Source organism: Acidisoma sp. C75 (assembly GCF_054665095.1).
This window is the reverse complement of sequence record NZ_BAAFHD010000003.1, coordinates 201,193-214,574: the sequence shown is the minus strand read 5'-3', so window position 1 is coordinate 214,574 and position 13,382 is coordinate 201,193. Positions and strand designations below refer to the sequence as shown.

General features: G+C 63.8%; 11 protein-coding genes. 7 read left to right on the top strand and 4 right to left on the bottom strand.

Going from position 1 to position 13,382, the window contains the following annotated elements; all coding sequences use genetic code 11:
• Positions 1–2: 2 nt before the first annotated feature.
• On the top strand, positions 3–1,424 hold the full coding sequence (locus ACYQ7X_RS05380; RefSeq protein WP_459695830.1) for an efflux transporter outer membrane subunit: 1,422 nt from the start codon (positions 3–5) through the stop codon (positions 1,422–1,424).
• Between the two features lie 75 nt (positions 1,425–1,499).
• Here ACYQ7X_RS05380 and ACYQ7X_RS05375 read toward each other — a convergent pair whose 3' ends face one another.
• From ACYQ7X_RS05375 to ACYQ7X_RS05365, 3 genes are all read right to left on the bottom strand, one after another.
• Positions 1,500–1,793, bottom strand: coding sequence for an SRPBCC family protein (locus ACYQ7X_RS05375; RefSeq protein WP_459695829.1), 294 nt, complete (start codon positions 1,791–1,793; stop codon positions 1,500–1,502).
• Between the two features lie 9 nt (positions 1,794–1,802).
• Positions 1,803–2,747: an aromatic ring-hydroxylating oxygenase subunit alpha gene (locus tag ACYQ7X_RS05370; RefSeq protein WP_459695828.1), complete on the bottom strand. Its 945-nt coding sequence runs from the start codon at positions 2,745–2,747 to the stop codon at positions 1,803–1,805.
• Positions 2,748–2,808: 61 nt separating this feature from the next.
• Positions 2,809–4,848: an oxidoreductase gene (locus ACYQ7X_RS05365; protein WP_459695827.1), complete on the bottom strand. Its 2,040-nt coding sequence runs from the start codon at positions 4,846–4,848 to the stop codon at positions 2,809–2,811.
• A gap of 117 nt (positions 4,849–4,965) precedes the next feature.
• Between ACYQ7X_RS05365 and ACYQ7X_RS05360 the strand changes: the two genes are divergently transcribed.
• The 6 genes from ACYQ7X_RS05360 to ACYQ7X_RS05335 are packed head-to-tail and all read left to right on the top strand — an operon-like array spanning position 4,966 to position 11,443.
• Positions 4,966–5,643: a TetR/AcrR family transcriptional regulator gene (locus ACYQ7X_RS05360; protein WP_459695826.1), complete on the top strand. Its 678-nt coding sequence runs from the start codon at positions 4,966–4,968 to the stop codon at positions 5,641–5,643.
• Between the two features lie 10 nt (positions 5,644–5,653).
• A complete protein-coding gene (locus ACYQ7X_RS05355) occupies positions 5,654–7,666 on the top strand; it encodes a CocE/NonD family hydrolase (protein WP_459695825.1) in 2,013 nt (670 codons plus the stop codon).
• A 46-nt stretch (positions 7,667–7,712) separates the two neighbouring features.
• Positions 7,713–8,657 (top strand): ABC transporter permease, encoded by a 945-nt coding sequence (locus tag ACYQ7X_RS05350; RefSeq protein ID WP_459695824.1) that lies wholly within the window; start codon positions 7,713–7,715, stop codon positions 8,655–8,657.
• Positions 8,638–9,507, top strand: a complete 870-nt coding sequence (locus ACYQ7X_RS05345) for an ABC transporter permease (protein ID WP_459695823.1) — start codon at positions 8,638–8,640, stop codon at positions 9,505–9,507. Before ACYQ7X_RS05350 ends, ACYQ7X_RS05345 begins: the two co-directional genes overlap by 20 nt.
• On the top strand, positions 9,504–10,475 hold the full coding sequence (locus tag ACYQ7X_RS05340; RefSeq protein WP_459695822.1) for an ABC transporter ATP-binding protein: 972 nt from the start codon (positions 9,504–9,506) through the stop codon (positions 10,473–10,475). The genes ACYQ7X_RS05345 and ACYQ7X_RS05340 overlap by 4 nt, the downstream gene beginning before the upstream one ends.
• Positions 10,472–11,443 carry an oligopeptide/dipeptide ABC transporter ATP-binding protein gene (locus tag ACYQ7X_RS05335; RefSeq protein ID WP_459695821.1) on the top strand — a complete coding sequence of 324 codons (972 nt, stop codon included), beginning with the start codon at positions 10,472–10,474 and terminating at the stop codon, positions 11,441–11,443. The genes ACYQ7X_RS05340 and ACYQ7X_RS05335 overlap by 4 nt, the downstream gene beginning before the upstream one ends.
• 207 nt (positions 11,444–11,650) lie before the next feature.
• Here ACYQ7X_RS05335 and ACYQ7X_RS05330 read toward each other — a convergent pair whose 3' ends face one another.
• Positions 11,651–13,204 carry an ABC transporter substrate-binding protein gene (locus ACYQ7X_RS05330; protein ID WP_459695820.1) on the bottom strand — a complete coding sequence of 518 codons (1,554 nt, stop codon included), beginning with the start codon at positions 13,202–13,204 and terminating at the stop codon, positions 11,651–11,653.
• Between the last annotated feature and the right edge of the window lie 178 nt (positions 13,205–13,382).

The following is a 13,382-nucleotide window of genomic DNA, read 5'->3' as shown; positions in this document are numbered from 1 at the left end:
CCATGCGCCGCCTTCTGCTCGGCAGCTTCGCGCTGCTCTCCCTCTCCGCCTGCAGCCTCATCCCGGACTATCACCGCCCCTCGCCCGGCGTCGCCGGCCAATGGCCGGCCGGCCCCGCCGCCCTCTCTGCCGCCAACACGAAAGGGCAGACCGCTGCCGATCTCGGCTGGTCGCAGTTCTTCACCGATCCGGTGTCGCAGAGCCTCATCCGTCTCGCGCTCGACAACAACCGGGATCTGCGGGTCGCCGCGCTCAACGTGCGCAGTGCCGAAGCCCAATATGGGGTGGACCGCGCAAGCCTGTTCCCCACGATCAACGGCACGGCGAGCTTCGACCGCTCGGTTACGCCCGGGGATGTCTATGGCACGCAGGGCCAAACCCAGAACTTGCGGGAATACAGCCTGGGCGCGAGTGCCGTTTCCTGGGAGCTGGACCTCTTCGGCCAGATCCGCAGCAAGGCGCGCGCTCAACAGGAAACCGTGTTCAGTGAGGCCGAAACACGAACGGCGACGCAGCTCACCCTGATCGGCGAGGTCGTCTCCGAATATCTCGCCTGGCTCGCTGACCGGCAGAGCCTCGCCGTCGCACAGGATACCGTGAAAACCGAAGCCGATTCCGTGCGCCTGACCCAGCTCCTGCTTGCCCATGGCGACAGCACGCAGCTCGACGTTGCCCAAGCCGAGGTGACGTTGCATTCGGCCCAGGCGAGCCTCGCCCAGTATCGGCGGGCAGTGGCGCAAGACATGGACGAACTTGTCCTCCTGGTGGGCGCCCCGCTTCCGGTGGACCTTGTGCGGCGCATGGAGGCGGTGAACTTCTCCGACAAGCCGCCCTTCCCGTCACTCTCGGCCGGGGTGCCATCTGACTTGCTCACGCGCCGGCCAGACATCCGGGCCGCCGAGGACACTTTGCTCTCGGCCAATGCGAATATCGGTGCGGCCCGCGCCGCCTTTTTCCCCTCGATCACGCTGACGGCCAATGGCGGCACTGCCAGCGGCAGCCTCTCCAATCTCTTCAAAGCCGGGCAGGCAAGCTGGGGGTTCGAGCCCCAGATCACTTTGCCCATCTTCGATGCCGGCTCAAATCTCGCCAATCTCGATATCGCCAAGCTGCAGAAGCAGATCGACATTGCGGATTACCAGAAGGCGATCCAACAGGCCTTCCACGATGTCTCGGACGCGCTTGCCGCCCGCGCCACCTACGAGGATCAGATTGCCGCCCAGCAGGCGCTGGTCGCCGCCGATCAGCAGAACTTTGATCTTTCGACGATGCGCTTCAAAGCCGGCGTCGATGCTTATCTGACCGTTCTGGTAGCGGAAGAATCCCTCTTCAGCGCGAAGCTGACGCTGATCAGCCTGCAACTCGACAAGCAGCAGAATCTGGTAACGCTCTATAAGGCACTCGGCGGAGGCTGGAAGATCTGATTTTCGGCCCGGCGGCCGGCTTTCGGCTGATGCTGTCTCCAGGCGACAGGCCGACGATGCCGCCCATGACGTCAGCTAAAGCCCGTGCGCCTGCATCCGATCGACGTACCAGGACAGAAAGTTGTCGAGCTGCTGTTCCGTGAAGTGGGAGTATGGGCCGGGCCGGTAGCCGCGGCTCGCAATGCCGGCATGAGCCAGGGCAACGAGATGCGCATCCTGCGCATTGGTCGCAGTCCAGACAGAGGTCAGCCGATCAAGCTCGTAATCGACTCCCTCGATCGCGTCCTTGTGCACGAGCCATTTTGTCCGAACGAGGGTCCGATCCGCGGCGAGCGGCACCACCATGGCAATGACCGCATGGTCCCCCATAAAGTGATGCTAGCAGTTATGACCCCACAAATGGATGTCTCCAAGGTCCTTCCGGATCATGCGGCCGAGCAGCCGGGCGGAAGCGGCGCGCGCATCGGGGGTCTGGGACTCGCCTGCATTGGCGATGATGAGCCGCTGCGTTCGAAAGTTTGTCACATGGCCGCGCAGATGCTCGACCGGCCTTGACGGGTAGCCGAGCGATTCCCACTCCGTCATCTTGTCAGCATAGCGTTGGGCGTGGCGCTCCGCCATCCGCCGGTCCTCCTCGCTCAGGCTCTGCGGGTCGAAGCCAAAGTCCAGATCGATGAAGGAAACGCAAAGCTCAGGATGGTTGGCGGAGCAATGATAGCATTCGCGGTTGTTTTCGATCGTGAGTTTCCAGTTACCCTCTTCGACGATATCCGCCTGAAACGCCACCTTGGCGTTACGAATGTCATAGGGAGCGAGCCGCGGCTCCATCACCGCGACGAGATCTTGGATGTCCTCGGGCGGATGCTCGGCGAGACAAGCATAGAGCAGGCCACCCACGGATCGCAACGCCACCTCACCGAGACTATGGCAGCTTCGATCGAAAGCCTGTCCCATATGCGGCGCGTCGATCAGCCTGCCGTCCAGCTCGTAGGTCCATTGGTGATAGGGGCAGACAAGCTTGCCGACAACGCCGCGGCCAGGCGGCAACAGCCGTGCTCCGCGATGCCGGCAGACGTTGTGAAAAGCCCGAACCGTCCCCGCGTCATCGCGCAGGATGGCGATACTGGATTTGCCGATATCCAACACCGAAACATCGCCGGGCTCCGGCACGTCGCAGTCAAGTCCGATGAAGATCCAATGACGGTGAAACATGATGTCGAGATCCGCCTCGAACACGTCTTGCCGCGTGTAGAGTTCAGCGGGCAGCGAATAGCCCGGCAAACGCTGTCGCAGTAACTTCGTGATCGGCGCGGATTCGTGCATCGGCTGCTCCGGTTATGGTGGTGGGCAAGGGGGACGGCACGCGAGCGTAGGCGAAGAGTGCTCAGAGATCTTTGACGAGCCGCAGCGCATCAAAGATTGCGGCATGCGTGTTGCGCGCTGACACGGCATCGCCGATCCTGAAGAGGTCGAACCCATCGTCGGTAGCGATATTCCCCGGCTGCGTCCGCCCCGCGAGCAGCGCATCGTAATCGATACGGCCGAGATTGCGAGAATGCGGCTTCAACGCGAAATACAGCTCATCGAGCGGGATCGTGCCGTGGTTGATGACGATCTGATCCACCACCCGTTCCCGCAAGACGGCGCCGTAATCGCTGCCGATACGCGCGAGGATCTGGTTCCCGACGCGATGAGCCGAAAGCAGCCGGAAAGTGACGGTGAAGGTGACATCGGCAGGCTGCAAGGAGCGCATATAGGGCACGAGATTCATCGCCATCACCTCCGGCGCGAAGCTGCGATCGGGGGTCATGATCTCAAGCTTCGCGCCGCTCCTTGCAAGCACCTCGGCCGCCTGCAAGGCCGCGTGATCGCCCGCGTCATCGAAAAGCAGAACGTTGCTGCCTGGCTTGATTTCGGCCGCGATGATGTCCCAGGTCGAGACGACGAGATCGTTCCCCTCCGTCAGAATCTCGGTATGGGGCAGGCCACCGGTCGCGACGATGACGACATCCGGCCGTTCGGCGAGAACCTCGTCCACACCTGCGACGGTGTTAAACCGGAAGGCGACACCGAGTGCCTCGCAGCGCATCAGCCGCCAGTCGATGATGCCGATCATTTCTCGCCGCCGCGGACTTTGCGCCGTCAGGCGGATCTGACCGCCGGCATCCTTCGCTGCCTCGAAGACGAGCACCTGGTGACCGCGCTCCGCCGCTACGCGGGCTGCCTCCAGGCCGGCAGGGCCGGCGCCGATGATGACGATCTTGCGCGCCCTCTCGGCACGCGGGTTGACGTGCGGCATCGTCTCCTCACGCCCGGTCGCTGCATTATGGATGCAGAACGCGGCACCACCCTGATAGATCCGATCGAGACAGTAATTGGCACCGACACAGGGGCGGATGTCCGCTTCTCGGCCTGCCACGATCTTGGCGACGATATCGGGGTCCGTCATATGGGCGCGGGTCATGCCGATCATATCGACTTTTCCCGATTGCAGGGCGTGCCGCGCCGTCGCGACGTCCGAGACCCGGGCGGCGTGGAAGGTGGGTGCGCGAGTCTCGGCACGGATCTCGCCAGCGAGGTCGAGATGCGGGGCGGACGGCATGCCCTGAATCGGTATCACATCGGTCAGCCCCGGATCGGTGTCGATGTGGCCACGCACGATGTTGAGGAAATCGACGAGCCCGCTATTGACGAGGCTATGCGAGATTGCGAGCCCGTCCTGTCGATCTAGCCCGCCTTGCTGAGCCTCGTCCGCCGTATAGCGCACGCCGAGGATGAAGTTCGCGCCCACGCGCCGGCGGATCTCGCGCAGCACCTCGAAGGTGAAACGCATCCTGTCCCCCAACGCACCGCCATAGGGCGCATCGAGTGTGTTGGTGAGGGGAGACCAGAACTGATCGAGAAGATGGCCGTACGCCTCCAACTCGATGCCATCAAGCCCGGCTGCCTGCATGCGCTCGGCGGCATCGCCATAATCCTTGATGATCCGGGTGATGTCCCAGTCTTCGATTTTCTTGGGGAAGGCACGATGCGCTGCCTCCCGATGATGGGAGGGCGAAACGACCGGCAGCCAGTCCCCCTTATCCCAGCGCGTCCGCCGCCCGAGATGGCTGAGTTGGATCATCACAACCGCCCCGTGCTCGTGGCATGCATCGGCAAGGTCGCGCATCCAGGGCACGACCTCGTCCTTATAGGCAAGCACGTTGTTGAAGACCGGCGGACTGTCACGGGATGTCGAGGCAGAGCCGGCTGTCATGGTGAGAGCGATGCCGCCCTTGGCACGCGCCACATGATAGGCACGATAGCGCGCCTTCGGCATGCCATCTTCCGCGTAAGCCGGCTCATGCGCCGTCGTCATAATCCGGTTTCGCAGCGTGAGATGCTTCAACCGATACGGCTGCAGAAGCGGATCGCTCATCGCCATGGGCCGATTTCCAAAAGGATGAGGATACACTACCGCCCTGTACACCCCTGTCAATCCGATCGACGCATACGCACATTTTCTCTTGCCAGATGGGTCGCTTTGTTGGTTTGATCTGCCATGGCAAGCGTTCGGACGCTCGATACAGGTTGGCGAGGTTCACGTGACGTATGGCTCACTGCGGCCTACGAGAGCCTCGTCCTATCAGGGGTGGATGGGGTGCGCATCCAAGCGATCGGCCAGAAGCTCGGGCTGTCGCGAACCAGTTTCTACTGGTTCTTTCGCGATCGGGAGGATTTGCTCAGCGCCTTGCTTGATCTTTGGCGAGAGAAAAACACCGGCAATCTGATCGGGCGGGCTGCGGCTTATGCCGCCAGCATTGCGGAAGCGACCCTCAATCTTTTCGATTGCTGGCTTGATGGTACATTGTTCGATGCCGATTTCGAAATCGCCGTGCGTAGCTGGGCGCTTCAGTCCGCGGCGGTCGAGGCAGAGATCGGCGCCGCCGACGAGGCACGGCTTGCGGCCATCTTCGCTATGTTCGAGCGGTTCGGCTATGGCGCCGCCGAAGCCGATGTGCGGGCGCGCACGCTCTATCTCACCCAGATCGGCTATATTTCAATGAGGACGCGTGAGGATCTTGCAACTCGCATGCGGCGCATCCCGCATTACGTGACGATTTTCTCCGGCACCGCGGCACGGCCTGAGGAGCTGGCGCGTTTCCACGCGCGGCACGGCTTTGCGCCGGAGGCAGCAGGACGGCGCGGACGCGGGCGCAAGCGTATCGAGGCAGCATGACGGGAAAGCCATGAAGATAAAAGACGATTTTCCCTATCCGGTTCGCGAGATAGAAAATGAGTGGATCGTGCTGGCAGACGGCACCCGCCTTGCCGCACGCATCTGGCGCCCGGATGTTGCGGATGCGGAGAAGTTCCCCGCCATCCTCGAATATCTTCCCTATCGCAAGCGGGATGGCACGGTTGATCGTGATGCTTTGACCCATCCCTATTTCGCGGGCCATGGCTATGCCTGCTTGCGGGTGGATATGCGCGGTTCCGGCGAATCGGACGGTCTGCTCGATGATGAGTATCTCAAGCTTGAGCAGGATGATGCGCTTGAGGTCATCGCCTGGATCGCCGCGCAGCCCTGGTGCTCGGGCGTGGTCGGCATGATCGGAATCTCCTGGGGAGGCTTCAACGGGTTACAAGTGGCGGCCCGTCGGCCGCCCGCCTTGAAAGCCGTCGTCAGCATCTGCTCGACGGATGACCGCTATGCTGATGATATCCACTTCATGGGCGGATGCCTGCTCAATGACAATCTCTCCTGGGCATCGACCATGCTCGGGTACATGTCCCGCCCGCCGGATCCCATGCTGCTCGGCGAGAACTGGCGCGAGATGTGGCTTCGCCGGCTCGATCATCAGCCGCTTCTGGTCGAGACCTGGCTCGGCCATCAGCGCCGCGACGATTACTGGAAGCATGGCTCGATCTGCGAGGACTGGTCCGCCATCACCTGCCCGGTTCTGGCGGTCGGCGGTTGGGCGGACGGCTATTCGAATGCGGTTCCGCGGCTGCTCGCTGGGCTGAAGGCGCCGTGCCGTGGCATCAACGGGCCCTGGGCCCATAAATACCCGCATTTCGCCAAGCCTGGCCCGCGTATCGGCTTTTTGCAGGAATGTCTGCGCTGGTTCGACCAGCATCTGGCTGGGCGCGAGACCGGTGTGATGCAAGAGCCGGCCTATCGCATCTGGATGCAGGACTGGACAGCGCCGCGGGCCGATTATGAGGAGCGCCCCGGCCGCTGGGTGGCGGAGCCCAGCTGGCCGAGCCCCGCTATCCTGGAGCAGCGCCTCGCGCTCAACCCGGAGGGTTTGCGGCTGCAAGCCGGAGCCGAGACGAAGATTGACTGGTCCTCTCCTCAGGATCTTGGAGAAGCGTCTGGCAGTTGGTTCAGCTTCGGCATTCTGCCTGATCAGCCGACGGATCAGCTTGTCGATGACGGTCGTTCCCTCGTGTTTGACACGGAGCCCTTGGCCGAACGGCTGGAGATCGTTGGCGCCGTCGTGCTCGACCTCGAAATCGCGGTGGACCAGCCGCAAGCGCTGATCTGCGTGCGCCTGTGCGACGTATCGCCGACCGGCGGATCGCTGCGCGTCAGCTACGGCCTCCTCAACCTGACCCATCGTAACGGGCATGAGGTGCCGGAGCCGCTGGAGCCAGGCCGGCGCTACACCGTCCGTCTGCACCTCAACCACGCGGCGCATAGCTTCGCACCCGGCCATCGCCTTCGCATCGCCCTCTCCACCAGCTATTGGCCGATCGTCTGGCCATCGCCGCAAGCGACAACGCTCAGCCTCTTCACGGGGCGGAGCAGCGTCGTGCTGCCCAAGCGACTGCCGCGGCCGACGGATGACAGCATCACTTTCCCGAGCCCCGAGGCCGCGGCACCGCAGGAGCGGCGCTGGATAAGCCGCGGCCAGGACAGCCGGCGTGTGCTGCGGGATGCCGCGACCGGCGAGACGGTGGTGGAGGTGACAGGGGATACGGGCCTTTCCGCGATCGAGCCGCATGGGTTGGAGACGCAACAGATCAATCGGGAAATCTACCGCATTTCGGCGCGAGACCCGCTCTCCGCCACGGTCGATATCAGCTACACCATGCGCGTCGGCCGTGGCGAGTGGCAGACCAGAACGGAGTCACGCACGGTGATGCGTGCGACCAAGGATAACTTCCTGCTCGAAGCGCAGCTCGATGCTTTTGAGGGCGAAACGCGCGTCTTCTGCCGCAGCTGGTCACGCCAAGTGCCGCGGGACGGCGTATGAAGCCCCGCTTGCCGATCTTCCTGCCCCCCCGCCTCACGGGTAGCCGATGCTGAGCTACGCGGCCAAGCGCGTGGGGCTTGCCGTCATCATCTGCCTCTTGGCGATGACGATCATGTTTACCCTCATCTTCCTGATCCCGGGCGACCCCGCCTCCATCGCGCTCGGGCCGATGGCGACGCCCGCGATGAAGGCGGCTCTGCGCGCCAGGATGGGGTTGGACCAGCCGATGCTCGTGCAACTCGCGCGCTTCTTCCTCCGCGTGCTGCATGGCAATCTCGGCACGGATGTCTGGACGGGGCGGAGTGTCACGAGCCTCGTCGCCGGCGCCTTGCCCTATACGCTCGCCCTGGCGGTCGGCGGCCTCGGCTGGGCAGCCTTGCTCGGCATTCCGCTCGGCTGCTATTCCGCAATCCGGCAGGGATCTTGGGTTGATAGGCTATCCGGTTTGCTTTCGGTTGGCGCTATCTCGATGCCGTCCTTCGTCGTCGCGATCTACGCCCTGCTGCTCTTCTCTCTCACCATCAACCTCTTTCCGGCCATTGGCGCCGGATCGGCCGGCCATCCGCTGGATGAGCTGTATCACCTCGTGCTGCCTGCATTCGCGGTCGGGCTCGGTTGGGTCGGCTATCTCGCCCGACTGGTGCGCGCCTCCATGCTGGAAGTGATGGCCGAGCACCATATCCGCACTGCGCGCGCTTTCGGATTGCCGGAGCGGATGATCGTCTTCCGCTACGCCCTGCGCATCGCGGTGTTGCCCACCGTCACGCTCATCGGTCTCGGCCTCGGCAGCTTACTCTCCAGCGCGGTCTTCGCAGAGGCCGTGTTCAACCGGCCGGGCATCGGCAAGCTGGTGCTCGGCGCTGTCGAAGCGCGGAACTATCCCGTGGTGATGGGCGCGGTGCTCGTCACGGTGGCGCTCTTCGCGCTTTTCACGCTCGTCGCCGATCTCCTCGTTGCATGGCTTGATCCCCGTGTCCGCGCAAACCTCTGATCATCCCACGGCATGGCGGCGCCGACTGCCGCCCGGGCTGCGAGACGGCACGCGTCTCCTCGGCCTGCTGCTTGTGCTTATGCTCGTCATCCTCGCCATCGGCGGACGCGCGGTCGCGCCTTACGATCCGCTGCATATGGCGATCCTGCATCGCTTCGAGGCGCCATCCTGGGCACATCCGCTCGGCACCGACCAACTCGGCCGGGATATTCTGAGCCGCGTTATCGTCGGCGCACGCTTCGCCCTTTATCTCGGCGGCTTCGCGACCGGGCTTTCGATGATCGGTGGTATCATCCTCGGTCTCATCGCGGGCTATGGGCCGCGCTGGCTGGATGCCGTTCTCGTCGTTCTGTTCGACACCACCTATTCCTTTCCGGTCGTCATGCTGGCACTCGCCATCATCACCTTGCTCGGCCCCGATCTCGATACCGTCCTCCTGATCGTCGTCGTGGTGACGATCCCGCGCTATGCGCGCGTCATCCGAACCTCCACCCAAAGCCTGCGGGGTGCCGAGTTCATCCTGGCCGAACGCTCCCTCGGGGCGCGGAACGGGCGCATCCTGCTCCGCCATGTGCTGCCCAATGTCATCGGCCCGCTCTTCATCCTGGCAAGCATGGATATCCCGGGCGTCATCACGCTCGAGGCCGGGCTCTCCTTCCTTGGGCTCGGGGTGCCGCCGCCGGCCCCCAGCTGGGGGCGTATGTTGAGCGAGGGCTATAACTTTATCCGCGATACGCCCTGGATCGTTATCGGCGGCAGCCTGCCTCTTGTTCTTACAACGCTCGGCTTCACCTTCCTGGGCGAGGGTTTGCGCGATGCGCTGGATCCGCGAACGAGGCACCGGCGATGACGGCGGGCGACGCACCGCTGCTCACGATCTCGAATCTCTCCGTATCCTTTCCGGGAGAGAGCGGCCGGGTGCAGGCGCTGCGCCATGTCGATCTCACCGTCGGACGCGGCACGGTCATGGGGATCGTCGGGGAAAGTGGATCGGGCAAATCGACCCTTATCGCAGCGGCGATGCGCTTCTTGCCGCAAGATGCCGTGGTTTCCGGGACGGTGCGCTTCGACGGGCAGGATATGCTGAGGCTTGATGCGCGGGCGCTGCGGGATCTGCGGGGCAGACGCATCGCCATGGTCTTCCAGGATCCGATGACCGCGCTCAACCCCGTGCTTTCGATCGGCCGGCAGATGCAGGACATCCAGTATCGCGAGCCCGGCGGGCGCGCTGCGAAATGGCGGCGGGCGGCAGAGATGTTGCGCCACGTCGGCATTCCCGATGCCGAGAGCAGGCTCTTGCGATACCCGCACGAGTTCTCGGGCGGCATGCGGCAGCGGATCGCAATCGCCATGGCGCTGCTCGGCAGCCCGGATCTCCTCGTCGCCGACGAGCCAACGACGGCGCTCGACGTGACCATGGAGGCGCAGATCATCCATCTGCTCCGGCAATTGCAGCGGGAGTTTCGTGGATCGATCCTGTTCGTCTCGCACAATCTTGGCCTCATCGCCGAACTCTGCGATCAGGTCACGATTCTCTATGCCGGGGCGGTAATGGAGAGCGGGCCGGTGCGCAGCTTGATGCAGCGGCCACGCCACCCCTATACGCGCGGCCTGCTGGATTGCGATCCGGCACGGATTCCGGGAGCCATTCGCATCCTGCCGACGATCGGCGGCGAGGTTCCCAATCTGGCCTCCCCGCCACCCGGCTGCGTCTTCGCGCCGCGATGCCCCCTTGCCGAGCCTCTGTGCCAAACGCCACCGCCTCGCCGCAGCCTGGAGCCGGGCCATATCGTCCACTGCCACAAGGCGGCCGCATGACGCTTCTAGAGGTATCCGGCCTCGCGGTCAGCTATGGCGGGCAAGGTCTGCTGTCCTTCGGCGCGCCCCGGATCGATGCCGCGCTCGATATTTCCTTCACCTTGCCGGAGGCGACCACTTATGCCGTGGTCGGCGAGAGCGGATCAGGTAAAAGCACGCTCGGCCGCGCCATCATGGGGCTCACGCCGGTTCAGTCCGGCACGATCCGATTGAGCGGCCAAGCGATGCCGGCGGGCGAAGGCAATGTGCGCGTGTGGCGCCGCCAGATGGCGATGATGTTTCAGGATGCCGTGGCCTCGCTCAGCCCGCGGATGACGACACGCCAACTGATCACCGAGCCCTTCGACATTCATGGCTTTCCGGGCGGCCGATTCGGGCGGCGCGAGCGGGATGCAGAGGCTCGCCGGCTGCTCGCCCTCGTCGGTCTTCCCGTCGATTTTGCGGATCGCTACCCGCATCAGCTGAGCGGTGGCCAGGCCCGGCGCGTGGGGGCCGCCCGCGCCCTCGCCCTCTCCCCCCGCCTCATCATCGCCGATGAGCCGACAGCGGGGCTCGATGTTTCCGTGCAAGGCGAGATCCTCAACCTGCTGCGCCGGCTTCAGGATGAAACCGGCCTCTCCTATCTCCTCATCACCCACAACCTCGCCGTGGTGCGCCATATCAGTGAGCGGATGGCGGTGATGTATATGGGACGATTCATGGAAGAAGGGCCGACGGCAGACATCTATGCCGCGCCCGCCCATCCCTATACCCATGGCTTGTTGAGCGCGCAGCCTGATCTCGATCCGGACAAGCGGCGCGCCGATGTCGAACTGAAGGGCGAGGTGCCAAGCCTTGCCGCCCGCCCACCGGGGTGTGAGTTCCATACGCGCTGCCCTCATGCGCAGCCGCGTTGCCAGCAGGAAAGGCCGGAGGCCCGCGGGATAGGCGGGCGCGCGGTGCGGTGTCACTTCCCGCTGGAGTTTTGACCTCTGGACGTTTGAGCGGGCAGCGCTCCGCCTCAGCTGCGCCCGATGTACCGCCAGATCGGGCGTCTCGCTACTGCCCGCCTTCGAGACCCGCCACCGCGCAGAGCCTGGTCAGACAGACGCATCTGACCAGGCAAAGATGCCCGCACAACAAACAAGCGAGGGCAGATGAGGAGCCGAGCATAAGCGAAGAGGAACAGCCTCAGACTAGGCTTTGGCGAACTCGAACAGTAGAGGCTGGCCATCGGGGAGCAGGGCGGGCTTCACCGTGTTCCGCGCGATACTGGGCGAAGCGCCGTTGGTGATGAAAACATAGGCGCCCGATTCTTCCATCAGATCCTGCATATGCTGGTAGGTCTGGCCACGCTGCGTGTCGTCCTTCATGTGCAGCGCCTTTTCCTGCAGCGCATCGAACTCCTTGTTGCTCCACCGCTCCCAGTTCCATACGCCGATCTGGCTCGTCGTGAACCAGGCGGTCGCCCAGGACGGGTCCGGCTCCATCGTATAGCGGTTGAGAATAAGCTCGATCTCTTTCCAACTCGTGCCGCTCTGCGCGCCAAGCGTCCAGAACGTGCCTGAATCATAGGGCTTGATGTTCACCGTCACGCCGATCTCCTGCAGGCTCGCCTGGATGACCTGGGCGGCCGACACGAATTCGGAGGTATTGAGCACGCTGAGCGTGACGACGAGGCCGCCGGCGGCCGCGCTGCCCGCCAGGGACTTCTTGGCCGCCGCAGGATCGTAGCCGTAGAGGTTCTTCGGACGATGCCCAAGCAAGCTTGGCGCGATGAGCCCGGTCGCGCGCTGCGCCTCGCCGAAATAGGCCGCCTGCAAGACGGCATCCATGTCCACCCCCTGCTGGATGGCACGCCGCACGCGAATATCCTGCAGTTTAGGATTGGTCACATTCATGCCGAGCCAGGTGAAAGCAAGCGACGGCCGTTCCGTCACGGTCGCCTGCGCCATTGGCTTCTTCTTCAGCCGGGCGAGCGCATCGAGCCCGATCCAGGTATAGTCGAGGCTGCCAGCCTGAAAACCGATGAGCGCGGTGTTCGCGTCGTCGATCGGATAGATCTCGATGCTGTCGAAGGCCGGGGCGGCGCCTTGCCATCCGGGGTTGCGCGTCAGAACCGTCTTCTGCTTCGGCACCCATTGGCTGAGCTGGTATGGGCCCGAGACGGCCGGCAGCGTCGTCGTGTACTTCTTGCCGGGCAAAGCGTCCACCGCCTTCTTGCAGACGATGAGGCCGGAGGCTTCGGGCAGGGTGCTGGTCCAAAGCGGCGCGAAATACTCCTTCAGCACGATGACGCCAGAATGGCTGTCCGTCACCTCGACATGATCGAGCGCCGACCAGTCGGACTGGTAGGGAGATTGCATCTTGGGATCAGCGATGCGCTCGAAGGAGAATTTAACGTCCTCCGCGGTCAACTCGCCGAAGCCGCCGGACCACACGATCCCCTTCTTGAGGGTGAAGGCGATATGCGTATCGTCGATCTGTTTGATGGATGCGGCGGCATCCAACTCCCACTCCCATTGCGTGCCGGGCTTGTGGCGGATCAGCTTGTTGAGGCAGCAGACCATGATATCGACATCGGGCTGGGAGACCCAGGCGAGCGGATCGAGAACCTCCAGATCTGCGTAAGCGCGAGCCCGCAGAACGGTATCAGCCGCGGCACTGGCCAGGCGCGGCGCGCAGGCAACGGCGCCGAGCATGGCGGCACCTTGAAGCAGATGGCGGCGACCGAGAGAAGCTGGGTTCATGGAAGGTTTCCTTGACGACAGCAAAAACGAAATCACGCGCCCCGATGCTTGTCAAACGAGCAGCGCGGCTTGCCGTGCTCTGGCAACGTTTTGGGCCTCCCGGGTTTGAAGCGATCTTGTCTATTCAACCCTTGGTCTCGAATCCTGCGAGCTGCCCCGTCACCCGCGGAACAAGCCC